This is a genomic window from Sphingobacterium litopenaei, from assembly GCF_014692495.1.
GTDB lineage: Bacteria > Bacteroidota > Bacteroidia > Sphingobacteriales > Sphingobacteriaceae > Sphingobacterium > Sphingobacterium litopenaei.
In genome coordinates this window covers 1-22,733 of record NZ_JACOIJ010000030.1, presented here as the reverse complement: position 1 = coordinate 22,733, position 22,733 = coordinate 1, and the positions used below count along the sequence as shown (strand labels likewise).

At 34.8% G+C, this 22,733-nt stretch carries 27 protein-coding genes; 12 read left to right on the top strand and 15 right to left on the bottom strand.

The features are described from left to right. Window positions 1–81 precede the first annotated feature (81 nt). Together H8B04_RS13415 and H8B04_RS13410 are read left to right on the top strand one after the other, a co-directional pair. Window positions 82–1,221, top strand: a complete 1,140-nt coding sequence (locus H8B04_RS13415) for a glycosyltransferase (protein ID WP_190302671.1) — start codon at window positions 82–84, stop codon at window positions 1,219–1,221. A gap of 12 nt (window positions 1,222–1,233) precedes the next feature. Continuing rightward, entirely contained in the window at window positions 1,234–2,316 is a 1,083-nt protein-coding gene (locus H8B04_RS13410; RefSeq protein ID WP_190302670.1) for a hypothetical protein, read from the top strand. 99 nt (window positions 2,317–2,415) lie between these two features. Here the strand turns inward: H8B04_RS13410 and H8B04_RS13405 are convergent, their stop codons facing one another. Genes H8B04_RS13405 through H8B04_RS13395 form a run of 3 tightly spaced genes read right to left on the bottom strand, consistent with a single transcriptional unit; the run spans window position 2,416 to window position 4,314 of the window. Next, window positions 2,416–2,667, bottom strand: coding sequence for a hypothetical protein (locus tag H8B04_RS13405; protein WP_190302669.1), 252 nt, complete (start codon window positions 2,665–2,667; stop codon window positions 2,416–2,418). Window positions 2,668–2,688: 21 nt separating this feature from the next. Then, window positions 2,689–3,165 carry a hypothetical protein gene (locus H8B04_RS13400; RefSeq protein WP_190302668.1) on the bottom strand — a complete coding sequence of 159 codons (477 nt, stop codon included), beginning with the start codon at window positions 3,163–3,165 and terminating at the stop codon, window positions 2,689–2,691. An 18-nt stretch (window positions 3,166–3,183) separates the two neighbouring features. Next, complete coding sequence (locus tag H8B04_RS13395) at window positions 3,184–4,314, bottom strand: zinc-dependent alcohol dehydrogenase (RefSeq protein WP_223815432.1); 1,131 nt, start codon at window positions 4,312–4,314, stop codon at window positions 3,184–3,186. Between the two features lie 218 nt (window positions 4,315–4,532). Between H8B04_RS13395 and H8B04_RS13390 the strand changes: the two genes are divergently transcribed. Next, window positions 4,533–5,132, top strand: coding sequence for a hypothetical protein (locus H8B04_RS13390; RefSeq protein ID WP_190302666.1), 600 nt, complete (start codon window positions 4,533–4,535; stop codon window positions 5,130–5,132). Between the two features lie 85 nt (window positions 5,133–5,217). Here H8B04_RS13390 and H8B04_RS17290 read toward each other — a convergent pair whose 3' ends face one another. The 3 genes from H8B04_RS17290 to H8B04_RS13380 form a co-directional block, all read right to left on the bottom strand. Then, window positions 5,218–5,610 (bottom strand): hypothetical protein, encoded by a 393-nt coding sequence (locus tag H8B04_RS17290; RefSeq protein WP_262891419.1) that lies wholly within the window; start codon window positions 5,608–5,610, stop codon window positions 5,218–5,220. A gap of 10 nt (window positions 5,611–5,620) precedes the next feature. Continuing rightward, on the bottom strand, window positions 5,621–6,181 hold the full coding sequence (locus H8B04_RS17285) for a manganese catalase family protein (RefSeq protein ID WP_262891418.1): 561 nt from the start codon (window positions 6,179–6,181) through the stop codon (window positions 5,621–5,623). A 229-nt stretch (window positions 6,182–6,410) separates the two neighbouring features. Further along, window positions 6,411–6,632: a hypothetical protein gene (locus H8B04_RS13380; RefSeq protein ID WP_165292387.1), complete on the bottom strand. Its 222-nt coding sequence runs from the start codon at window positions 6,630–6,632 to the stop codon at window positions 6,411–6,413. A gap of 222 nt (window positions 6,633–6,854) precedes the next feature. Between H8B04_RS13380 and H8B04_RS13375 the strand changes: the two genes are divergently transcribed. After that, window positions 6,855–7,085 carry a hypothetical protein gene (locus H8B04_RS13375; protein WP_165292388.1) on the top strand — a complete coding sequence of 77 codons (231 nt, stop codon included), beginning with the start codon at window positions 6,855–6,857 and terminating at the stop codon, window positions 7,083–7,085. A gap of 87 nt (window positions 7,086–7,172) precedes the next feature. Here H8B04_RS13375 and H8B04_RS13370 read toward each other — a convergent pair whose 3' ends face one another. Beyond that, window positions 7,173–7,829, bottom strand: a complete 657-nt coding sequence (locus tag H8B04_RS13370) for a response regulator transcription factor (RefSeq protein WP_165292389.1) — start codon at window positions 7,827–7,829, stop codon at window positions 7,173–7,175. Window positions 7,830–8,315: 486 nt separating this feature from the next. On the opposite strand from H8B04_RS13370, the gene H8B04_RS13365 reads away from it, so the two are divergent. Next, complete coding sequence (locus H8B04_RS13365; RefSeq protein ID WP_190302665.1) at window positions 8,316–10,472, top strand: ATP-binding protein; 2,157 nt, start codon at window positions 8,316–8,318, stop codon at window positions 10,470–10,472. Here the strand turns inward: H8B04_RS13365 and H8B04_RS13360 are convergent. Further along, window positions 10,462–11,943, bottom strand: coding sequence for an MFS transporter (locus H8B04_RS13360; protein ID WP_190302664.1), 1,482 nt, complete (start codon window positions 11,941–11,943; stop codon window positions 10,462–10,464). The genes H8B04_RS13365 and H8B04_RS13360 overlap by 11 nt on opposite strands. Before the next feature lie 218 nt (window positions 11,944–12,161). On the opposite strand from H8B04_RS13360, the gene H8B04_RS13355 reads away from it, so the two are divergent. From H8B04_RS13355 to H8B04_RS13335, 5 genes are read left to right on the top strand one after another with little or no spacing between them, the layout of a single operon-like run. Next, window positions 12,162–13,157: a glycosyltransferase gene (locus tag H8B04_RS13355; protein WP_190302663.1), complete on the top strand. Its 996-nt coding sequence runs from the start codon at window positions 12,162–12,164 to the stop codon at window positions 13,155–13,157. Beyond that, window positions 13,129–14,997, top strand: coding sequence for a glycosyltransferase (locus H8B04_RS13350; RefSeq protein WP_190302662.1), 1,869 nt, complete (start codon window positions 13,129–13,131; stop codon window positions 14,995–14,997). Before H8B04_RS13355 ends, H8B04_RS13350 begins: the two co-directional genes overlap by 29 nt. Beyond that, complete coding sequence (locus tag H8B04_RS13345) at window positions 14,994–15,584, top strand: D-glycero-alpha-D-manno-heptose-1,7-bisphosphate 7-phosphatase (RefSeq protein ID WP_190302661.1); 591 nt, start codon at window positions 14,994–14,996, stop codon at window positions 15,582–15,584. Before H8B04_RS13350 ends, H8B04_RS13345 begins: the two co-directional genes overlap by 4 nt. Beyond that, window positions 15,566–17,047 carry a PfkB family carbohydrate kinase gene (locus H8B04_RS13340; protein WP_190302660.1) on the top strand — a complete coding sequence of 494 codons (1,482 nt, stop codon included), beginning with the start codon at window positions 15,566–15,568 and terminating at the stop codon, window positions 17,045–17,047. The genes H8B04_RS13345 and H8B04_RS13340 overlap by 19 nt, the downstream gene beginning before the upstream one ends. After that, complete coding sequence (locus tag H8B04_RS13335; RefSeq protein ID WP_190302659.1) at window positions 17,047–18,108, top strand: glycosyltransferase family 9 protein; 1,062 nt, start codon at window positions 17,047–17,049, stop codon at window positions 18,106–18,108. The genes H8B04_RS13340 and H8B04_RS13335 overlap by 1 nt, the downstream gene beginning before the upstream one ends. On the opposite strand, the gene H8B04_RS13330 is transcribed toward H8B04_RS13335, so the two are convergent. Next, window positions 18,094–18,921 carry a glycosyltransferase family 9 protein gene (locus H8B04_RS13330; RefSeq protein ID WP_190302658.1) on the bottom strand — a complete coding sequence of 276 codons (828 nt, stop codon included), beginning with the start codon at window positions 18,919–18,921 and terminating at the stop codon, window positions 18,094–18,096. The two genes, H8B04_RS13335 and H8B04_RS13330, sit on opposite strands and share 15 nt — an antisense overlap. Before the next feature lie 131 nt (window positions 18,922–19,052). Then, window positions 19,053–19,556, bottom strand: a complete 504-nt coding sequence (locus H8B04_RS13325) for a hypothetical protein (RefSeq protein WP_190302657.1) — start codon at window positions 19,554–19,556, stop codon at window positions 19,053–19,055. Between the two features lie 282 nt (window positions 19,557–19,838). Here H8B04_RS13325 and H8B04_RS13320 point away from each other — a divergent pair, with 282 nt between their 5' ends. After that, the gene (locus tag H8B04_RS13320) at window positions 19,839–20,354 is read left to right on the top strand and encodes an RNA polymerase sigma factor (RefSeq protein WP_165292399.1); all 516 of its coding nucleotides are present in this window, start codon (window positions 19,839–19,841) and stop codon (window positions 20,352–20,354) included. Between the two features lie 40 nt (window positions 20,355–20,394). Here H8B04_RS13320 and H8B04_RS13315 read toward each other — a convergent pair whose 3' ends face one another. The 5 genes from H8B04_RS13315 to H8B04_RS13295 all read right to left on the bottom strand — a co-directional run bounded on the left by H8B04_RS13315 (window position 20,395) and on the right by H8B04_RS13295 (window position 21,945). Beyond that, on the bottom strand, window positions 20,395–20,598 hold the full coding sequence (locus H8B04_RS13315) for a hypothetical protein (protein WP_165292400.1): 204 nt from the start codon (window positions 20,596–20,598) through the stop codon (window positions 20,395–20,397). A gap of 12 nt (window positions 20,599–20,610) precedes the next feature. Continuing rightward, window positions 20,611–20,802 (bottom strand): hypothetical protein, encoded by a 192-nt coding sequence (locus H8B04_RS13310; protein ID WP_190302656.1) that lies wholly within the window; start codon window positions 20,800–20,802, stop codon window positions 20,611–20,613. After that, window positions 20,781–21,125 (bottom strand): DUF4142 domain-containing protein, encoded by a 345-nt coding sequence (locus H8B04_RS13305; protein WP_190302655.1) that lies wholly within the window; start codon window positions 21,123–21,125, stop codon window positions 20,781–20,783. Before H8B04_RS13305 ends, H8B04_RS13310 begins: the two co-directional genes overlap by 22 nt. A gap of 75 nt (window positions 21,126–21,200) precedes the next feature. Further along, on the bottom strand, window positions 21,201–21,416 hold the full coding sequence (locus H8B04_RS13300) for a hypothetical protein (RefSeq protein WP_190302654.1): 216 nt from the start codon (window positions 21,414–21,416) through the stop codon (window positions 21,201–21,203). A 10-nt stretch (window positions 21,417–21,426) separates the two neighbouring features. Then, a complete protein-coding gene (locus tag H8B04_RS13295; RefSeq protein WP_190302653.1) occupies window positions 21,427–21,945 on the bottom strand; it encodes a CinA family protein in 519 nt (172 codons plus the stop codon). A 184-nt stretch (window positions 21,946–22,129) separates the two neighbouring features. Here H8B04_RS13295 and H8B04_RS13290 point away from each other — a divergent pair, with 184 nt between their 5' ends. After that, on the top strand, window positions 22,130–22,489 hold the full coding sequence (locus H8B04_RS13290; protein ID WP_190302652.1) for a hypothetical protein: 360 nt from the start codon (window positions 22,130–22,132) through the stop codon (window positions 22,487–22,489). The last annotated feature ends 244 nt before the right edge of the window (window positions 22,490–22,733 follow it).

Genomic DNA, 22,733 nt, shown 5'->3' with positions numbered 1-22,733 from the left:
AAAAACAGTTTAGAACAATTTTGGTTTCTAACTGTTCTTTAAATATACATTTACACACTAGCAAATAAAGATCAATATACTATGAAAGTAGCTATTCTATCCACTTATCCGCCTCAAAAATGTGGCATTGCTACATTTGCGCAGGACTTATACAAAAGTTTGCGATTAGCATCTAATGATATTATACATATTGTAGCTATTTCAAATAATGAAGACTGTAATTTTCCCGAAGAAGTAGCCTACACCATCGAAAAACAAGAGTTAAAGAGTTATGTAAAAGCCGCTCACTTTATAAATACTTACGATGTGTGTATCATTCAACACGAGTACGGAATCTTTGGCGGTGAGTGTGGTGAGTATATTCTAACTTTATGCAAACTATTACATATCCCAATTATTTCTAATCTACATACTATTCTACCAAAACCTTCAATCAAAGAAAAAGAAGTGCTACAAGAATTGGGACAGATTAGTAATATGGTCACTGTGATGACCAATTGGGCTGTAAATATGCTGCATTCTATTTATCAAATTCCTTCCAGCAAAATCAAAATGATTCCACATGGTGTACCAGTTTTTGATTACGAATTCGAAAAAGCTAAGAAGAAATTAAATCTTAAAAACAAGAAGGTATTATTGAGTTTTGGATTTTTGGGAAGAGGAAAAGGATTTGAAACAGCTATCGAAGCAGTTAAAGAGGTAAGAGATCCTAATTTTAAATATATTATTTTAGGTATCACCCATCCTAATGTATTGAAAGAAGAAGGTGAAGCGTATCGAAATTCGCTAATTGATAAATGTAAGAAATTAGGTATATCGGATAAAGTAGAGTTTGTAAATGAATTTGCTACGGAAGAATTGCTGAAAGATTATCTTACGGCTTGTGATATGTATGTAACTCCTTATCCTAATGAGAACCAAATCAGCAGTGGCACGCTTACCTTTGCTTTAGGAGCAGGTGCGGCAGTAATCTCTACTCCTTACTTGTATGCAAAAGATTTGTTAGCTGAAGAAAGAGGATTATTGTTTGACTTTTGTGATTCAAAACAATTAGCCGAAGTAATAAATAATCTTTTGGAAGATTCGAAATTATTAGAGAAATACAGAAACAATGCAAGAATACATGGTGAAAAAATGCAATGGCCTAATGTAGGACGCAGCCATGTTCAATTGATACACGCTATATACAACACCAACACCAAATTTTATAAACGTGCTTAAATTCATGCAATTATGATTTTAACCTCTAAGTATGGATTGAAGGAGGAATCGAGAACCTCTATAAAAAGATTTCAAAGTGAGCTAGATTTAGCACATATACGCCGACTGACAGACACCGTTGGAATTGTGCAGCATGCTAAATTTGCTACTCCAGATTACAATCATGGGTATTGTATTGATGACAATTCCAGGGCTTTAATGCTAGCAGGATTAGCCAATAAAATACAACCTCATTCTTGTGATGCATTAATTGACACCTATCTCGCTTACATTCATTATATGCAACGTGAGAATGGCATGTTCGGCAACTTTCTTTCATTTGATCATAGATTCTTAGATGATTACGGCACAGAAGATGCGTTTGGACGAACAATATGGTCGTTAGGAAGTTTGATGTATAATGATAATAGACCACATATTCAGCAATTATTAAAGGAAATAGTAGATCGAGCTTATCCGCATATCAGCGAGTTGCGCTCTATTCGAGCAAATGCTTATGCGTTGTGTGGTTTAGTTTACATGCTCAAATCCAAAAAGTATCAAAAAGATTTGATCAAAGAAATTTATTTATTGGCAGATTTTATCAGCAATGAATACGAAAAAGCTTCAAGCGATGGATGGCAATGGTACGAGGAAGTTATCAGCTATGATAACGCCATCATTCCATATAGCTTAATGCTTACTAAAGATATTTTATTCGAAGAAAAATACTTGACTTACGCCATTGACAGTGCTACCTTTTTGGATGAAATTATCTTTAAAGAAAACACGGTAGAGTTAATAGGAAATGCAGGCTGGCTTAAAAAGAATGGCGAAAAAGCCAGCGCCGGTGAACAAGCTATTGAAATACCTTCGCTAATTTTGATGTATCAAAAGCTAGCAGAAATCAATAACGCGCCCAAATTCCATTACAAAGCCAAATGCTGTTTCAGTTGGTTTCATGGCACTAATAGATTGCAAGCAGAGCTTTTCGATCCATTCACAAAGGGCTGCAAAGATGGGTTAGATAAGAATACAATTAATCAAAATCAAGGTGCAGAAAGCACCATAAGTTATTGGCTGGCGTACATTTACCAACATTACGAGATCTATTAATCAAAAATTACTACTTAACAATCCTTATAAATAGAAAAGCTCTAGACAATTGTCTAAAGCTTTTCATTTTTATATTGATTAAGGGAGATTTTAATCTGTTTAATAAGAAGCATAAAAGCAAATTTCTTCGTCAGTCAATTTATCTTTAAAACATATTGACATCCGATCTTTTAATCCATGCAATAGTTCATATGCTGGGTTTTCCCCATAAGATTTCTGCAAAGCCTTTAAATGTAGTATTACTTCCTCACTATCCTCACACTCTTTATGCACGACTTCTTTGAAAGTAAGCTCACCTTTGCTTTTACTGCTTTTAATAATCTTGGTTTTTCCTACAGCATCTAAATACATGAGTTAAACTATTTGAGGTTATTACTTCTTGAATACTCTTCCTATAAGCCAAAATGCAGCAACAGTACACAAAGTATAACGTGCGGTTTTCATTAATAGTGTACGCTTATCATGTTTCCATAAGGCACGTCCTCCCATTTCTACGAAAAGATTTGGAATATTCCCTTTTTTGATATCATTAACTAATTCTTCTACTACATTAATTCTATCTGCTAACAGCAACGGGAGCCAATGTCTATAGCGCGACTCACTATGTTGAAATGCGTATCGTCTTAGCTGACCACTTATTCCAGAAGGCGGAACCGTTTCGCCGAAAACAGCCGTATAATGTGGTCTTTCGTTGGATTGCAAAATTTCTACACGAGCGATCTGTTGCTCTGGACGAGAAGGCACTTTAGTGTATTCTCTATTTCGCATCGGATAGGTTGGGTCGTTCTCTTTATTTTCATCGATACCCCACCCCTCGCTTACATAAATATCTTTAGTTCTTAGATTCATAGTCTTAAATTTTTAGAATTATAAAACAATTACTGGTTTGATACACTCATCCAATTTGGAAGAGAAAATGCGGTATGCATCAGGTATCTCTTCTAAAGCAAATCGATGTGTAATAATATCTTTAGGACTCAAAATTCCGTCTTGAACATGCTGCATCAATTTTGGTAAAAGACGTTTCACCGAAGTTTGATTTGCACGTATCGTAATACCTTTATTAAGTACATTACCTATAGGAATAAGATTATCCGTTGGACCGTATACCCCTACCACAGAAACTATACCTCCTTTTTTCACCGAATTGATTGCCCAATGTAAGGCAGTGGCAGCTCCTGCTTGTAGTAATAATTTCTTACCGGTGATTGTCTGCAGCGCATTACCACAGGCATCCGACCCTACTGCGTCAATACACACATCAGCACCTAGCCAATTGGTTATATGCTTGATAAATAAAACAGGATCTTCAATGGATTTGAAATTATAAACCTCACAGTTTGCATAGTTTTTAACAAAATCCAAACGATATTCTAAATGGTCGATAACTATAACGCGTTCAGCACCAAAAAGCCAGGCACATTTTGCAGCCATTATCCCAACCGGACCTGCACCAAATACTACAACTGTATCGCCTTTTTGGATTCCGCCCATTTCCGCAGCTTGATAACCAGTTGGAAGTACGTCAGTTAATAATAAAGCATCTTCTTCGTCCATCCCTTCTGGTATGACTGTAGGACCTACATCCGCATACGGTACACGCACATATTCTGCTTGTCCGCCATCATATCCTCCAGCTAGATGGGAATATCCAAAAATCCCTCCTGCTGCTGTAGACATAGTATTGGATTCATGGCAATTAGCGTACAAACCCTGCACACAAAATATACATTCGCCACAGGCAATATTAAAAGGTACAAGAACCCTGTCACCTACTTTTAAATTAGTAACGCCACTTCCAAGCTCTCGAACGATTCCGATGAACTCATGACCAAATGTACTTCCAACTCTCGTATCAGGTACCATACCGTGATAGAGATGTAAGTCAGATCCACATATACAAGCTCGTGTCACCTGTACGATAGCATCTCGGGGATGTAAAATTTCGGGCATTGGTTTTTCGTCGACGCGAACTCGAAATGGCCCTCTGTAGTTCATAGCTTTCATAGGCAGAATTTTTGTTTCTTGTTTAGGATGTGAACCATATGAAAGCAAACTCAGTTTGCATTTTAACATAAAAGCCGTACTAAATGTATAAACAAACCGTATTAATACGAAACAACGGTTTTTACGCTTTAAATAATTATCTATCAACCATCTATAACAACAGAATGTTAGCTTTTAAAATGATTAACAAAGATTAAATTTTCAATATTATGAGCAAGATTCCAGAACAAGTAGTTGGTAAATCATTAGATTATTCAAGAGAACTTATTTTATCCGACGAAACTAAGGCGTACAATAGATATAGAGAAATCGTCCAAAAACTATTAGATGTAAACAATTGGAAACAGACGGCGATTGGAGTTTCTGCTGAGTTTATTATCGTAAATGAAAAAAATGAAATCCAAATGCGTCGGGTCCGCAAAAATGATTTTATCCGAATCGATATTCCAGGTCCCGGGGTACCTTCAGCCGAAGGCTATGACTGGGTAAAAGTAACGTCACTAGATCAATATGATCACCAGAATAAAAGGAAAACATTTATATCCTTACAACCTTGTCCAGATCCCATGACACTAGATAAAGACACAGCATCCCATTTTTTCAAGAAATACACTTCTTCAAATATAGTCATTAAACAAGAAGGCGAAATGGTAACCTTGCAATACGCTGGGCGAAATGAAGTAATCAATACCGAAACTGAAAATATGCTGGATAATGTGCGAAATTTCTTAGTCGGCTTAGGAGCTAAATTAGGGGCTTCCTATCCACAGTGGAAAGCCTTAATAGATGGTTTAGCAAAACAGCAATAAAAAATGAGCCCCAAACATATAGCTATGTATGGGGCTTGGAGGTATTAACCACTTGAGCTAGGGGTTATAAAAAATCACAGTATTTTTATTCTTCCGGATTTCGAGGATTAGGACCAGCCTTATCTTCCATATCCTCCAGGGTTTTCTCTTTGAATTCCATAAAGGCATCAGCTAATGCTTGCATTTCAGGATCTAGTCCTGGTGCAAACTCTTCTGGTCTTTCTGGAGCTATAGGGCAAGGATAAGACTCTTTTGGCTCTGCCAACGTCACTAACTCCGTTCCATCATTGCTTGTTGAAGGACCTTGGAATATTTGATCCATCATCGAACCATCCAAACGGAAAGTATATTGTTCACGGTGTACGCCTTGTTCCATTAGTTTTCTTACTTCTGGAAATTGTGTTGCATCAAATTTTGGCACCGGTAACACTTTCGCCCAATTTACACCTAACGTTTCTAAAGCCTTAGCAAAAGCCATCTGGTGTGCTTCATCTCGGACTATCAAAAACGAAATGGTAGACCGTAACGTTTTTACTGGACATTTGATAGATACGAGATTTCTGCAAACGTCCCGTTGCTTCAAGTACCAAATTATCCATCAAGTCTAACACAAGATTATCATGATTGTGCACATAAGAACCACTCCATGGGTTTCCCGCTGCATCTACAGGTAAAGCTGCTTGCGCACCCATAATAAAATGATGTGGATTCTGCTGTTCTTTAGCCATATCCATTGTAGGTACGCCTCCTGCGCCTGACGTATCAAATTTTCCTCCGTCGTATCCCGGAGCACCGCATAATAGTTTGGAAATAGTTTTTGTAATTAGCTCCACATGGCTAATTTCTTCTAAGCCCACTCCCTGAATTAGATCTAAATAAGGAATTCCATTTCCGCGGAAATTAAAACTTTGGAATAGGAACTGCATCATGGTACGCATTTCCCCAAATTGACCACCAAGCCCTTCTTGTAAGGCGTTTGCTGCTGATGGGGCTGGTTGATCATCGACGATAGGATGAATTAGATTTTTTACATGGTAGAACAGAAGCAATTAATTTTAGTGTGAATTGTTTTGTTTGCTTTTCTACTTTCTAACATATGCCCTAAGTCATAGTTGTTATTATTTGAAATACAAGTGTTTAAAATTAGAGGAGTAGGTACTTAGACGTAGAAGGTGAAAAAAAGAGAAGTCTGCCCAAACGGACAGACTTCCTACTTAATCACTCAACCTAAACATATTCTCATCAAACACCGTAAGAGATATATGAAAATTAAATATCTTAATTCATTGGAGTTGGCGGAATCAACGAATCTGTGGATAAGGTATCCATACCTATTGAATCTCTACCTGTAGTATCATAAATGCTTTGACCATCGTCGTACATTACATCACTCGAGTCAAAAGCATGTCCTCTTTCTTCATTACTATTGTTATTGTTTCCACAAGCTACCATAAAGCTTAAGAAAGCGAAAGATCCTAGTATTAATAATGAATTTTTCATAGTGTAGTCTTTTTTAGTTTTACATAATTTTCATAACAATGAACAAGCTCTCAATCAAATGGTTGAGTAAAAAATAATTTAAGCATTAATCGGATTGTGCTAAGTATTACACCTATCATATCACGCATTAATACCCTTTATAAATTTTATTTGAACACAATGTAAGACTGTATGTTAGAAGAGTGAGATTATTATTTATTTAACAATTAAAACGAAAATATTATGGCACTTACAACTCCTAACGAAGGTCAAATGACCAAAGAAATCGAAGAAAAGACAGCAAAATTACCTTCTACTACTTATCTAGCAGTTGCTGTGACCGCAATGGTCGCTTCTGCGACATTAAAATGTCTATGTAGAGATAAGGATGCATTATTTATAGGTCAATGGGTAGCACCATTCTTGTTATTTGGTATTTACAACAAAATCGTAAAAACTGAAGGACACGATTAGATAAAGCTGAGTTTTTATTACTCAAAACTGAATCGCCATCTACATATTATATGAGATGGCGATTTTTATTTGATGACCGATGAATTGCTATGTAACGAGATTGTGCTGTACCGCGAATTTAATGAGCTCCGCTGAATTTTTCACTTGTACTTTATTGATGAGGCTTTGTCTATGACCTTCAACTGTTCGCTTACTTAAGAAAAGCTTATCTGCTATTTCCATATTGGTGTAGCCTTCACTTATTAACTGAAGAACCTCGCCTTCTCTTTCAGACAGCTCAAGGTTTAAGGCTTCTGTTTTCTTAAATGGTAATTGGTTCGAATTTGACGAAAGAAGATCTAACATATTTAAGGAGAGTTCCTGACAAATATATTTACCTCCATTGGAAATATATTTTATGGCAAAGATTAACTCGTCATATCCTACATTCTTTACTAAATACCCTTTCGCTCCTCTTTGAAAAGCCTCAATGACTTGATCTGCTGTATTGAGCATGGATAATAAGACGACTTTAATAGTAGGATAATGTTCTGCCAGATACGATGTAACTTCCAAACCATCCATTAATGGCATATTAATGTCTGTAATTACAATATCTGGTTGTAAGCCCTTGGCAAGATAATCTAAAAGTTCGCTTCCGTCTTTTGATTCATTAATTATTTCAATCTCACCTGAAGCGTCCAATAATAATTTAATACCATTCCTTACTACCAAATGATCTTCAACCAAAATTACTTTAATCATAAATAATAAATAGGCTTGTTTTTCATAGATATTCACTATTATACAAAAATTCAGCCAATTGTTTTTAAATCCACATATATTTCTATAAAAAAATTAGAAAAAAAATACAACTGTAAATTTTATTAAGTTTGGATAAACACAAAAAACCAACTAATTATCAGTAATTTATAAAATTTATATTAACTTATATATTAAATATATTCAAGAATAATGGTAAAAACGAAAATTTAAGACGTATAAATACTGAAAATTTCCCAGACAAAACCTTAAGAATGAAACAAAATAAATTCAAGAAAAACAATTTAAACCTTTATAAACCCTAAAATGGCAATATATTTTCTTCTATAGATATTTCACAACTACAAATGACACCTGGTTAATATTTTTTACCTTAGAAAATACTCTTCAGTTAAATAAATAAGAATATTTTATTTAGTTATTGAAATATAATATCTTTATAAAAAGAACATCACCTAATCTACCATTTTGGAAACGACGAACATTCAGAAATTTGGCCATTTAATAGTATTGGATCTCAACTTAAAAATAGTTGGAATATCCAGTAGTATATTGGATCGTGTTGCATTGAAGGCTGAAAATCTGTTACAAAGCTCTGCTCTTGAGGTCTTTCCAAAGCTTTTAAAAACGCAAAGCGACTTCAAAAAAGTGATCAAAATATTGGAAAATTTCGTGAAAGAAAATCCACCAAGATCACTCATCACAGTTAAGATTCTGCAGAAATCATACTATTTAAAAATTACCAAAGTCAACTCATTTATATACATTGAGGCTGAACAACAATATAGAAAACACATCAGTTCTTCTGAGCTGAATGATATTGGTTTTTTATTTGAAAATAAATACAGTACACAATGGGATTTGGTATGCAAGGCACTAAACAATATTATACATTTTGACCGTGTATTCGTATTGCAAGTGCAAGATACGGGTAATTGTAATGTGATCGCCGAATATAACAATGGAAATGTAGAAGATTTTAAGCACAAACAATTTGCAAAGGAATACATGCCTGAAGAAGTAATCCAACATCATCAAGATTCTCCTTATCGCTATATTCCTAATATGGAAGCTGATTTTGAAGAATTCCACTCTATAGAAGATAACATTGATATCAATTTTACGCAGACTGTTTGCCCACCAGAAATAAAATTAAAATATTTTAATTTTATACATGTTAAGTCTTCATTGTCTTTCCCTCTATTCTTACAGGGTAAATTTTGGGGATTAGTAATAGCGCATAATATGCAAAAAACGCATGTTGATCTGCAGCAAAGAAAGATTTGTACATTCATTGTACAAAATGCAATGAGCAAATACGAAACCTTTATCAAACAAGGTCTTTTGGATATCAATCTGCAAGTGCAGAATTTTCAAAATATATTACTGGACAGATTAGCACGTCACAAAACTATCAATTGTGCTTTGGTAGAAAGTATGGATAGCTTGCAAAATATGCTCAAAGCTGATGGATTGGCTATCTATAATGAAGGTGAAGTTTATTTCAAAGGACATACGCCTTCTACGGATCTATTTTTAGAGATAGTAGCGTATTTAAAAGCGAATGAAAAAAGAACCATTTTTAAAGACCACAACTTTAAGAGAAACCAAAAACAAAACTTTAGTACAGAATTACCTTTTGCAGGTATACTAGCCTACAATATAGATTTAAAAAGTGATCATTATATCATTTGGTTTAGAAACCAAACTGTAATTGTTGAAACTCAATTAGAGTATAATGATTCTCTTCCCTATGGTATACAGTCTATAGAGAAAAAAATATATGATTCAGCTTTACCTTGGAACGATGCAGAATTAAATCTTCTTACAGGTTTGCAAAATACCTTGAATCACTCCATCAAGCAAAAATTATTGGAGAATAAAGATTTAGCAAAAAACCTTGCCGAACTGAACAATGAATTAGAAATGTTCACGTATAGTCTTTCTCATGACCTCAAAAATCCTTTGTCCGTATTAAAAATGGGGATTGACTTTTTGAAGAGCAAAAATGGTAATATTGATGATAGACAAAAAGAAAAGTGGTTCAGCACTATTTCTTTAGGACTTCAGAATATCCAAGATATCATTGATAATATCATAACGGTCTCACATGACAAAGTCAAAAAGATTGCAAAAGATTCTATACCTCTTCAATTTTTGGTACGCAAAATTGCTGAAGAGTCCAAACTGGCTTATCAAGATGTAAACTGTGAAATAACTTATGGCAATTTATTACCAATTTGGGGAGAAAAAAGTGCCGCTTACCAAATTTTCACCAATGTCATAAGCAACGCTATCAAATATTCTCAATATAGCGCATCTCCTAAAATTCACATTGAAAGTGTCATCATGGATAAGTGGATACAATATAAAATTTCGGATAATGGAATAGGCATTCCAGCACAAGATTTAACACATATTTTTGAGATGTTTACGCGTGCGAAGAATGTTGATAATTATAATGGCAGTGGAATCGGATTGTCTTTGGTTAAAAGAATAATAGAAAGATTGGATGGAGAAATTGAAATTCAATCGGAAGAAGGCAAAGGGACAACAGTAATCATGCATTTTCCATTAGAAAAAGGATTACCCCAGGTAATGATGGATGCCACGGCTACGGAATAGGCGGATCTGATAAGTTTTCATTACGTTTTACGATAGCTTTAATCTGGTCATGTACATGTCCAATGTTGCCAATAATAATATTATCCTTCATCCGCTGACGAAATCTAGTTTTCAAAACTTTGCGAACCAGATAATGAGAAACTTCGCCATTTTCTTCTACAATAGCTAGAAAACGTAACGAAAACAAAGAAAGTCCTGACGCTATTAAGAAAAGGAAATTCCAATCGTGAAGATAAATGAGTTTGATTTCTTTATAAAAATCTGGCGACAACCATTCGAACGTAATTCTTAAATCTCGATTTAAGAAAATATCCGCCATCATCCCTCCTATTATCGGTGCCAAAGCACTAAATATGGAAGTGATAATATTTTTTACAGAAATATAGATAACAGCATCTTGTTTAGGTGCCAACTTCAATCCTATATTTGTTAAGGCTAGATTAATACCTGATGTTGAGATACCTGTCACGATATGCAACAAGACCAACAATCCCATATTAAGAAAATTCTTACTATAAATGCCCACGAAAATCCATCCAAGCAAACAGGCAATATAAATCGGAGCGGATAGAAAAATTATACTTTTGTTGCTGTACCTATCCGATAAATTTCCCCAATAACGTATAGTTAACACAGAGAACAACTGTGTAATCACCGAAAGTATAATTACGAAAACCATAGAAAGCCCTAAAATCTGCAGCATGAATACCGTGAAAAATGGCGTAGCTAGATTAATTGAAAAAGACCAGAATCCATTAAACCACAACAAACGTCTAAAATTTAAATTTTTCAAAGGTTGAGACAAAAGATGAAAAATGTTCTCTTGGCTCATCATAACTTTTGTCTCAAAAGCTTGGGATAATATAAGTGTTCCCATAACGCCTATGAAACCAGCCAGAGCCAGATATATCGCATACAGTAATTGCAATTTATCAGGAAAATTATCTTGCACATAATCAATTAAAAAGGCTACAAGTAAACTTAGACAGATATTTACTATTTGCATGTATCGGCTTCGCTTGCCAAAATAAGTCCCTAAGCCTTTTTCTGGCACAATATCTTTGACCCAGGAATTCCAACCTGCTCCTCCCATAGAACCAAAAAAATAGTGCACGAAAATAGCAAGCAGTAATAAAGAAACCGTTCGACTTTCTCCAAACCACATCACTAAACCAACCGCTATTAAAGGTAAACGAGATAAGAACACGGCTAACAAGGTAAAAAGCTTACGATAAGGAAATTTGCGAAGGACTAAAATAGTAATGATTTGAGCCACATTACATAAGGTCGGAAAGGCGGATAATAAGCCAATTTCAAAGTTAGAAGCACCTAATGATAAGGCAATAGCCACCAAAACCGCACCACTACTTAAGCAAACCAACGCTTCGGACGTAAGACCATCGTACAAAATCATGCGAAGACTTTTGCTGGTTTCTTGCTCTGTTAGCTGCGCTTTAGGTTTCCAATTCATATTATAACCTTTGGTTTGAGAACAATCGCTTAATTTTATCGTTCAATTTTTTTCACTTTCCAAAAGAATTATAATAGCTCAGGTATAAATATCATTACTCCCGAGGGAAAGCGTAATAAAACAATCAAATAGCGTATTAAATCCATCAACTTCTCCTACAACCTACTGTTCTATTTGCGAACTCGAAGTTTCTTGATTTCACATTAGCAACTACTAACATGGAGAACTTTAACATTAATAAACCGCGCATCCTCACATGGAATATCCATGGTTCTTATTTATACTATCTTTCTTTAGGGGATTACATAATCTATGTGCCTTATAATGCTAATCGTAGCGAAAGGTATATTGGTCGAGGAGAAACATATCCTTATGGCAGCAATGTAATCGAGATACCAGCAAATGAGGTTCGAAATATTGATTTTGATATTGTCCTATTTCAGTGTGATGAGAACTATTTTGCAGACCAGTATGACCTATTGAGCGAAGAGCAACTTCTTCTTCCTAAAATATACATTGAACACGATCCACCTTGGGAACATCCAACAGATGCTATCCATCCTGTCGTAGAGCAAGATGTAACCGTAGTGCACGTAACGAATTACAACAAGTTGATGTGGCATATAACAGTTCCTGATGTTCGCGTTATCAGTCATGGCGTATACACCGGCAACACTTTGTACAAAGGAAACCTTAAAAAGGGCATCGTGGTGATAAATAATTTGCCGAGTAGAGGCCGCATGCTTGGATATGATATTTTTCAAAAAGTAAGAGAAGAAGTTCCTCTGGATTTAATTGGAATGGGCGCCGAAGCCGAAGGTTCTCAAGAGATAAAACATCCAAATTTGATGGAATATATTAGCCAGTACCGCTTTTATTTTAGCCCAATACGTTATACGAGTTTGGGACTTTCCACTTGCGAAGCCATGATGATAGGAATGCCCGTACTAGGTATGAGTACCACAGAATTACCTTCGGTCATTCGAAATGGAGTTACGGGCTTTATTGATAATGATATTGATGTTTTAATCGATAAAATGAAACTGTTATTAGCATTACCCACATTAGCCCTTGGGATGAGTCACAGCACCAGAGAACAAGCTAAAAATTTGTTCAGCATCGACCGTTTTGTTTCCGAGTGGAAAGCTTTATTCATTGAAAAACTCACACAAAAATCTATTCGTTATGAAAAGAAAGAAAATAGCCTTTATTAGTGATCATGCGTCTCCGTTAGCGACATTGGGAAGTGTAGATGCAGGTGGACAAAATGTATACGTCGCTGAATTGGCTTTAGGTTTAGAGAAAAAAGGATACATGGTAGATATTTATACCCGTCGAGAAGACGTAAATATCGCCGAAATAGTACATATGTCACCCAATATCCGAGTGATTCATATTATAGCAGGTCCTGAGGAAATTATGCCAAAAGAAGAGCTCTTTCCTTATATGGATGATTTTGCTGCACATATGATTTCGTTTATCCGTAGCCACAATATATTTTATGATTTAGTGCATGCTCATTTCTGGTTGTCTGGTTATGTAGCTATTCAAATCAAAGAAGAATTGAATATACCTTTTGTTATAACTTTCCATGCTTTAGGAGCTGTCCGTAAACTCCATCAAGGAAATGCCGATAAATTTCCTAAGGAAAGAACAAATATTGAACAACAAATTATCTGGTCGGCAGAAAAAGTTATCGCAGAATGCCCAAATGACATGAGCGATTTAATGAATCTCTATCATACCCCTCCAGAAAAAATAGAAATTATACCTTGTGGCTTCAATCCTTTACATTTCTATCAAGTGGATAAGGAAATTGCAAAAAAGAAAACAGGATTAGATTCAAATAGTAAATACTTGTTACAACTGGGTCGTATAGTTCCTCGAAAAGGTATAGAAAATGTTATTAAAGCTTTTGGGTTAATTCATGAAAACTTGGATAATTATAAGTTAATTATCGTAGGAGGTGATTTAGATGATATTGGCAAAGATACCGAAATCAATAGATTGCATGCATTATGTCGTGAAGTAGGAATCGAGGAAAAAGTATTGTTTGTTGGCAACAAAAGCAGAACAGAACTTAAGTATTATTATAGTGCGGCAGAAACATTTATTACAACTCCTTGGTACGAACCATTTGGTATTACTCCATTAGAAAGTATGGCATGCGGTACTCCTGTTATAGGTTCTGATGTAGGTGGGATTTCTTTTACTGTCGAACGCAATAAGACTGGAATGTTAATTCCGCCAAATGATCCCGAAAAATTAGCTGAAGCTATTACTACTCTCGTTGCTGATCCTACTACTTTGCAAATCATGTCTGCAAGAAGCATAGAAAGAGTGAATGCGCGCTTTACTTGGAAAAAAGTAAGTGAACAAATCGCTCAATTATACGATTCTTGCATGGTTCAAGATTCGGCATTAGATTTATTACAAGACCTTAAAAGCTATTTCCAACAGGCTTCTCAAGTATTTATCAATGCTTCCAAACAACTTCCAGATAAAGTATTATCTATCAGTGAAAAAATGTATGAAGTGCTTCAAGCTGGTAATAAAATTATGGTTTGTGGCAACGGTGGTAGTGCTGCTGAAAGTCAACATTTTGTAGCTGAATTGGTCGGCAGATTTCAAATCACACATCGTCCGGGCTATGCGGTGATGGCATTAACCAGTGATACCACGATTATTACCGCTTGGGCGAATGATTTTAGTTACGATGATATTTTCAAAAGACAAGTTCAAGCATTAGGACGTGAAGGCGATATGCTGATATGTTTAAGTACAAGTGGTGAATCTCCCAATATAGTTAACGCCTTAAAAGAAGCTAACAATATAGGAATTACAACAGTTGGACTCTTAGGAAAAGATGGTGGAGAAGCGATAAACCATACCGATTACAATATTGTGGTACCCTCAAATGATACAGGAAGAATTCAAGAAGTTCATTTACATGTTATACACCAATTGTGTTGGTTAGTAGAAAACAAAATGGAACTTCCTCTTCCTATGGAAACAACAGAGGACGATTCCACTTCAAAATTGATGGCATCATGAATAACAAATGTGTATTTATAGATAAAGATGGGACTCTCATACATGATGTTCCCTATAATGTGAACACAGATTTAATTCTGTTCTATGAAGATATATTTGAACCTTTACAAAATTTACAAGACGAAGGTTATAAAATAATTATCATTAGTAACCAGTCCGGAATAGAAAAAGGTCTTTTTACGGAAAGCGAATTAAAGAATGCTTTTAATCACATCATTCAACAACTTAAAAACAAAGGAATTGAAATTTTGGATTATGCATATTGTCCGCATGATACCGACAATTATTTAAATCCAACCTGTCAGTGCAGAAAGCCACAACCAAAAATGATATTGGATATGGCTCTAAAGCACCAAATCAACCTTAAAGAATCTTGGATGATTGGTGATATTATCGCTGATATCGCAGCAGGCAATCGTGCAGGTTGTCAAACTATATTAATTGACCGTCATGCTACAGAAGTAGCTAAATTATCGAAAGAAACACCTGCTATTGAAAGGCCAACAATTTCTATTCGAGATTTTAAAAATGTCGACGATCTAATTCTTTCAACTCTTAAACAATCAACATGGAGCGAGATATTATAAATAAACTGAATAATTTCAAAGATAAACACATTTTAGTCATTGGAGATTTCATTTTGGATGCATATGTGGATACACAATGTGAACGACTTGCCCCCGAAGCCAGTGTTCCCGTATTGGATATTACTAAAACCACTTACAGTTTAGGTGGTGCAGCCAATGTAGCATACAATCTAGAAAAATTAGGATCAAAAGTTTCTTTACTAACTGTTCTTGGACAGGATGATAATTCTAAAAAAGCGATTCAACTATTTAAATCAAACCCACAAAAATCGCTCTATCTACATTTCTCTGCGGAGGATCAAACTTTATGCAAAACTAGAATTCATAAAGATGGTCAATTGCTCTATCGTTTGGACGAAGGAAAACATTTAACCTTAGAAAACGATCAAATGGATTTATTTTTGAAAGATCTAAGAGAACTCTATCTGAAATGTGATGCTGTCTATATTGCAGATTACAACAAAGGAGCCATTCATTATAAAGTCATAGATCTTTTAGAAGAGCTGAAATCAATGGTTTATAAACCTATTGTTATAGACAGTAAAAATTACTTGCAGTATAGAAATATACAACCTTGTATTATCAAGCCCAATTATAAGGAAGCATTAGAACTCACCCATGAAAAAGCTCATAACGATAGAATTAAACAAGCTCCGTATTTAACGGACAAATTAATGGAAATTTCAAAAGCTAAACTTGTTGCTTTAACATTAGATAAAGATGGCGTGTATGTGTCTAGACGTAATGGTAGTCAATTCCATATTGAAACCTGTCAAGTAGAAGTACAAAATTCATCTGGAGCTGGAGATATATTCTTATCTACTTTATTATTAAATCACCTCGTGGAAATAGATGATATTAACGCTGCAAAAATAGCTTGTCAGGCTGCTTCCATAGGTATACAAAAAGAGGCTACCGCACATTGTACCTGGGAAGAACTTAAAGCATCATTGATCCAAGAATCGGGAAAAGTTATTATTAATTCTGAGAATCTTGCCGAACTCGTAAAAATTAAAGGTCAAGATAAAACTGTGGTGTTGACAACAGGTTGTTTTGATATTTTTCACTCAGGTCATGCTACATTTTTGAAGCAAGCTAAAGAGCAAGGTGATATTCTCATTGTCGGAATCAACATCGATGAAAGTATAGCCAGACTCAAAGGACCTGACCGTCCAGTCAACACCTTGATGGATCGTATGGAAGTATTGAAAGCATTGAGTTACATAGATTACATCGTTCCATTCGGAGACCAAGATGATACGCCTATTTCTTTAATCAAAACTATTAAGCCACATGTTTTCGTCAAAGGGGAAGATTATCAAAGTACAGTGACTCCAGAGAAAAAAACATTAATGAGCTTAGGTATAAAACAAGTCTTTATTCCATTGGTACCCCATCAGTCTACCACAAAAATTATTAATAGAGTACAAGGAAATACAATTAATTTGAAAAAAATAGGTTAATGAGCGATTGGTCAAATTGTAAAAATATTCTTCTGGTTAGATTGGATAATATGGGTGATGTGATCATGAGCAACCCTTCATTTATGCAGATACGACTAAATTTTCCAAAGTCTAAAATCACTTTACTTACATCCTCTGTTGCATCGCCCATTATTCCTTACCTAAGCACTATTGATGATGCTATAATCTTTGATTGTCCCTGGATGAAAAATCAATCATCCGAGGACGATCCAAAAGAATTGGATGAATTTATTCAAACTCTAAAACAAAAGAAATTTGATGCCTGTATCATCTTTAATGTATATAGCCAAAATATATTGCCTGCAGCACTTTTATGTTATATGGCCAACATAGCTATTCGTGCAGCCTATTGCCGAGAAAATCCCTATCATTTATTGACGCATTGGATTCCAGACCCAGAACCTCTACAAGTAGTTCATCATCAAGTCACTAGAGACCTGTTACTTTTAAAATACTTGGGATTCCCATATAGAAAGCACAATCATACCTATCTGTATAATCCTCCTCAAACTTTAGACAAAGTTTATTCCTTACAACTCCCAAAAGAATATCTACTTATCAATCTTGATGTATCGGAAGAAAAACGTCAAATTCCCCTTGAAATAGCTAAGGAAATTATAGATTACCTTCAAGAGCTTGCTATTCCTTTAATTTTGATCGGAAAAAACTACACAAAATATTTTGAGGAATTGAAGATTAAACTAGGAAATCTGCCAGTTTTGGATTTGGTAGGAAGAACCACTTTGGATGAATTATTGATTCTTACCAAACACGCGAAAGCTATTGTTTCAGTAAACACAGGTGTGGTACATATCGCATGTGCTTACAAAACACCTATTTTGGTATTATACGCGGATACCAATCCCCAGCATACACCTTGGTCCGAAAATAGTTTGTGTTATACCTATTCCATTGAGGATAATCAACGAAGCAAAAATGAAATTATAAAATATGTGCACGAACAGTATCGTCCTGCTGCCGAATCCATAAATGCGCAAAACATCTATAAAATGTTTAAAAAGCTTTTAGCTTCCTTGTAGAAATTTATCGATTCTTCTGAAAATTGATTCGATGGAAAGTGGCTCCAGACCATTGAAAGTTACATGCAAATCCATATTTAAAGGACCCCATCTTTCGGGTTCGCCATCTAAGCTAATTATTATACTTTTAGTTTTTAAAGCTGCAGCAATATGCGAAACGCCCGTACAATTACTCACTAACAACTTAGCATCGCGGATTATACAACCTAATGATCCATAACCCGTCAGACCTGCCAAATTGATGCAATTCTCCCCTATCAAATTTATAAATTCTTTTACGTGGGCATATTCGGCAGTAGTCCCAGTACACACAATTTTTAAGTTATATTTTTTCAAATATTTCGCCAGAAGAGCAAAATTCTGAATAGGCCATCGACGTAATTCACTTTTAGCACCAACATGAAAAACAACATACTCCGAAAAGCCGTAAACTTCCTTTAAAGCTTCAAAGTCTTGACATTCCCCCACAAAGATTGGATATTCTAATTGTTCGTTGAAATTCTCAGCAGGTATACCAATATGTTTTAAGAGTTGAAAATGACGATGAACCTCATGTTCTGATTCCGGATATGGAAACCAATCCACAGGATCAAGATTAGTTTCTGGAGAAAAACCTACTAATCTTTTAGCTTCCAGTTGCCCTAAAAAATCATTTACTATCGTCCCATTCCCATGCATTTGAATTAGGAGATCAAATTCCTCTTCCTTTCCTTCACGTATAAAGCGTTGAACTTCTGATTCAACAACTTCTTGTTCGGGTAATCCTTCGCAACCAGGAAAGTCAATATAAAAATCAATAAAAGAGAACCGCATAACGAAATCTCGTAAATGCGGTAATCCTATATAATATATGCAGCTGTCAGGATAATGACATTTCAGATGTCTGATTGCGGGTATGCTACATAAAATATCTCCTAAGTATAAAGCTCTAAAAATGCCTATCTTCATCGTGCTGTATAAGAAGTCTTCTGTAATAAATATTTCATATCATCCATAAAACAGACTACCTGTAAATAAGAATCTAACGTATAATAATGAAGATCAGCTAAATCTCTATCTTCCAATATCTGCATATAAAATGTCTTTTGTTGATTTAAATTACTTAATAATCGATCGAGCAATAAATCATATTGCGATGAGCTATCCTGAATAAAGCTTTCAATGTCTTGATCTATTGTTTCATAGGAAGCCAAAGGTAAATGCAACTCCTTATCCTTACAGAGACCGACTAGATTGGGTTGACTGGATGAATAAAAGTTTTTGATTTTTTCACAAATCATATTTGCATTTTCATAATCAGAATAGGTTAATAGTTTATCTAGAATTATCAACCCTTCCGTACGTTGATAAACAATCTCTTCTAGTGCGATTGATTCCTTAATGTTTTTCTTCGACTCTCCAGAGCATCCTAGACAAAAAATACATCCTAATAAAACTAACAATCTCATATCCACCTCGTTTTAATACTTACAATAATTGAACAGATGCTTTTGTAGAATGTTGGCTACAAATAACAATAAAAGGTCTTAATCTTCTAAAAAAAGTATTTACCCCATTCCACCCCGTCTTAATACGTAATAAATACGCTACACCACGTATTATTTTACAATAAATCCTTTTTAAAATAGGATATATACTATTTCTGAACTAGTAAATACGTAATTCATTATAAAACAGAAATATACGCACTGTTTTTGCCGTTATCCTATCAACAACTAAAACATACATCTATGAAAGACAAAGCCTTTAACAACCAACTAATGGAGTATCAACGTATACTTAAAAGTTTAGCAAAACGTTTCACGAAAGATCAAGAAGCGATTAATGATTTAGTACAAGAAACTTTTATTAGAGCCTTAAAGTACATGGATCAGTTTTTTAATAATCCGCGAGTAGTATCATGGTTATTCGTAATCATGCGTAACATTTATATCAATCAATATAAGCGCCTCAGCTATCAACAAAATTATGAGGATATTAGCTTATATTACTACAATCATAGTTTATCATCAGAACCATACACAGAAGACAGCTCAGATAAAAGAATGATGTTGGGGGACATTTCTAAAATTATCAGCGAGCTTCCTGTATCTCATGGTGAGATGTTTAATAATTATATTGACGGTTATAAATATAGAGAGCTATCTGAAATGTATGGTATTCCAGAAGGAACAATAAAATCTCGTATTCATATCATCAGAAAAACTCTTCAAAAGAAACTTAAGGTTAAATACGCGACAAACTAACTATTTAACACTAAGGGTGCTCAACATTGAGCACCCTTTTTTATTGTTTCTTTTCCTTTGGCATGTCCGTTGGGTCATTTGGCATATCATTTATCTGATCTACCTGAGGATCAACTCCTGCTTCCGCATCGCCGTCCAATTTGATATCGCGATCGATTTCTTTAGGACCATCCTTTGTCAGAACTTCCTTTTTCTTCTTCCACATTTCTCTGCCTTTGGGTTTATCTTCATGTATTGTTGCCATAATTTTTGTTTTTTATTGTTGAATATTAAGTGCTTGTTCTGGAATTTTCAATCCTTGAGCAGCCATTAAGTGACTATTAAGATTTGGTAACTTAGCTTTCATCCATCCTTTTAGTTTTTCATTATCAACAGATTCATCTGCTATTACCGAATTGAAATAACTAATTGTTTTTTCGTGACTTTCTATTGCTTTGCTTTGAACCAAGCATCAATTTGCCCAGCAGGTAAAGCTTGCAAAGAATCTAAAGGCATTTTCGATTCATCAATTTTAATTCCTGATAAATCAACCGAAAGTTCATTCGCAAATTGAGTAAGCTCATCTCCCATCGCTTCATGATCCTGGATCAATATAGTCGCGTAGTTTTTTAGTTCGTCTGTCGATAATTTATCTTTCGCAAAAGTCGCCATCATAATTTCTTTCAAATTATCATGATAAACTTTTTGAATAATAGCAGCAGGATCCTGTTGCTTGAAACCCATAAGTACTATTCCTAGAATCAGCACCAGTAATACATTAATCTTTTTCATAACTTTTATTTTTAAATCATTCACTACTTTATCTATGTTATTTTATAAAAGATTAATCTTGGTTCGGGCTGGTTATTATTTCAGGCTATCCCTACGTATTGAATCTTGATTAAGACTATCTACGGATCCATAAACTACTTCATCGTTTGGATTCAGATTATACCGCTGTCTATCGGGTTCGGTGACTGGTCCAGGAGAATTCTCTTCTACGTTTTTAGAATCCGAATTAGACTGTCCACACCCCATTGCTAATAATAACAGGATGATGCATACTACACTTAATGTTTTCATATCTAATAATTTAATGTTTATAACTCTGATTGATTTTTTTCAGCCACTCATACAAATCGGTGAAAATATTATTACATGTAGCAATAATAATCTGACCTGCATTACCTTTAAATTGTCTTTCAATAACGGTCTGCATTCCGTTATAACTAAATGCATAATAAACTCGACCAACGGGTCGGGTTTGTTTAGGATTTGGACTTTCAAAAGCTAATCCTGTAATGGCTACGTGAACATCAGCTTGAGGAACAAGTTTTATAAGTCCTAAAAGCATTGCTAAGTTAACTTCTGCAGATTCAGCTGTATGTTCTTCTATAAGATGAGGTGATACATTTAATAGATTTTCTTTGATTTCATTGTCATAACAGACAATAGAACCCAAATGATAATTTCCACTAGAAACCTCCAATGCCCAAGTACTGCTCAAAAAGCCAGCAGTCATGCTCTCCGCGCAGATCAATTTTAAATTATTTTGGGATAGAAAATCTCCACACTGGAATAAAATACGCTCGTCTATTTTTCTACTGCTCATAGGAATTCAAAGTTTGTATAGTAATAACGTTTGAATGCCGTATTAGTTGAAATACTTTGGTTTTTAAGTTTTTATACTTGTTGATCAACTACTTTACAGGTATTTTTTAGTTCAATTTCGCGTATAATTTCAACCAACAAACATCAACACTATTGGTTCAACCCTTACAAAACATAAACAAATTATGGAAACACAAAGACTATCGGCAGCTGCAGGACAAGGTCCTATCGTATGCATTATCATTGACAGCAATCCAGGTACAATCGATAAAGACGACAATGAGAGAGACCGTGAAGAACAACAAATCAATCAAACTGGTGTTTCAGATGATACCATCCCAGCCGGAGAAGAACAAAACATGCCTGATCCAGAGGAATACGAGGAACGTCAAGGGGATGAAGATTTAAATGATATCCCAATGGAAGAACCTGTTCCAGATATAGATGAAATTGAAGAGGACGATATTGATGATTTAGACCTCGATGAAGATGAAGAAGTACAAGATCCTTTAGAGGACGATGTCCAAAATGATGAAATCATCTAATAACATTTCTATAATTTAGTCTAATTGATATATATTTTGAATGCGCAGATCTTCGTTGACTGCGCATTTCTTTTTATTATTTCTACATACATACAAAAAAATAGCAATGCTCTAAAGGAGGACACTGAAAAAGTTTCTATTTTTTTAAGAGACTTAAAAAAATGACTGAGTATAGTATTAAGCTTACTCAGTCATTTTTGTTTTAGGGATTTCTGGAAGATTGTTTATTAGTTGTCCTTATTGT

Bases quoted from the DNA above. Each gene is read 5' to 3' on its own strand.
- H8B04_RS13415 (WP_190302671.1), top strand. From the start codon at position 82: ATGAAAGTAGCTATTCTATCCACTTATCCGCCTCAAAAATGTGGCATT.
- H8B04_RS13410 (WP_190302670.1), top strand. From the start codon at position 1,234: ATGATTTTAACCTCTAAGTATGGATTGAAGGAGGAATCGAGAACCTCT.
- H8B04_RS13405 (WP_190302669.1), bottom strand. From the start codon at position 2,667: ATGTATTTAGATGCTGTAGGAAAAACCAAGATTATTAAAAGCAGTAAA.
- H8B04_RS13400 (WP_190302668.1), bottom strand. From the start codon at position 3,165: ATGAATCTAAGAACTAAAGATATTTATGTAAGCGAGGGGTGGGGTATC.
- H8B04_RS13395 (WP_223815432.1), bottom strand. From the start codon at position 4,314: ATGAACTACAGAGGGCCATTTCGAGTTCGCGTCGACGAAAAACCAATG.
- H8B04_RS13390 (WP_190302666.1), top strand. From the start codon at position 4,533: ATGAGCAAGATTCCAGAACAAGTAGTTGGTAAATCATTAGATTATTCA.
- H8B04_RS17290 (WP_262891419.1), bottom strand. From the start codon at position 5,610: ATGGCTTTTGCTAAGGCTTTAGAAACGTTAGGTGTAAATTGGGCGAAA.
- H8B04_RS13380 (WP_165292387.1), bottom strand. From the start codon at position 6,632: ATGAAAAATTCATTATTAATACTAGGATCTTTCGCTTTCTTAAGCTTT.
- H8B04_RS13375 (WP_165292388.1), top strand. From the start codon at position 6,855: ATGGCACTTACAACTCCTAACGAAGGTCAAATGACCAAAGAAATCGAA.
- H8B04_RS13370 (WP_165292389.1), bottom strand. From the start codon at position 7,829: ATGATTAAAGTAATTTTGGTTGAAGATCATTTGGTAGTAAGGAATGGT.
- H8B04_RS13360 (WP_190302664.1), bottom strand. From the start codon at position 11,943: ATGAATTGGAAACCTAAAGCGCAGCTAACAGAGCAAGAAACCAGCAAA.
- H8B04_RS13355 (WP_190302663.1), top strand. From the start codon at position 12,162: ATGGAGAACTTTAACATTAATAAACCGCGCATCCTCACATGGAATATC.
- H8B04_RS13350 (WP_190302662.1), top strand. From the start codon at position 13,129: ATGAAAAGAAAGAAAATAGCCTTTATTAGTGATCATGCGTCTCCGTTA.
- H8B04_RS13345 (WP_190302661.1), top strand. From the start codon at position 14,994: ATGAATAACAAATGTGTATTTATAGATAAAGATGGGACTCTCATACAT.
- H8B04_RS13340 (WP_190302660.1), top strand. From the start codon at position 15,566: ATGGAGCGAGATATTATAAATAAACTGAATAATTTCAAAGATAAACAC.
- H8B04_RS13335 (WP_190302659.1), top strand. From the start codon at position 17,047: ATGAGCGATTGGTCAAATTGTAAAAATATTCTTCTGGTTAGATTGGAT.
- H8B04_RS13330 (WP_190302658.1), bottom strand. From the start codon at position 18,921: ATGCGGTTCTCTTTTATTGATTTTTATATTGACTTTCCTGGTTGCGAA.
- H8B04_RS13325 (WP_190302657.1), bottom strand. From the start codon at position 19,556: ATGAGATTGTTAGTTTTATTAGGATGTATTTTTTGTCTAGGATGCTCT.
- H8B04_RS13320 (WP_165292399.1), top strand. From the start codon at position 19,839: ATGAAAGACAAAGCCTTTAACAACCAACTAATGGAGTATCAACGTATA.
- H8B04_RS13315 (WP_165292400.1), bottom strand. From the start codon at position 20,598: ATGGCAACAATACATGAAGATAAACCCAAAGGCAGAGAAATGTGGAAG.
- H8B04_RS13305 (WP_190302655.1), bottom strand. From the start codon at position 21,125: ATGAAAAAGATTAATGTATTACTGGTGCTGATTCTAGGAATAGTACTT.
- H8B04_RS13300 (WP_190302654.1), bottom strand. From the start codon at position 21,416: ATGAAAACATTAAGTGTAGTATGCATCATCCTGTTATTATTAGCAATG.
- H8B04_RS13295 (WP_190302653.1), bottom strand. From the start codon at position 21,945: ATGAGCAGTAGAAAAATAGACGAGCGTATTTTATTCCAGTGTGGAGAT.
- H8B04_RS13290 (WP_190302652.1), top strand. From the start codon at position 22,130: ATGGAAACACAAAGACTATCGGCAGCTGCAGGACAAGGTCCTATCGTA.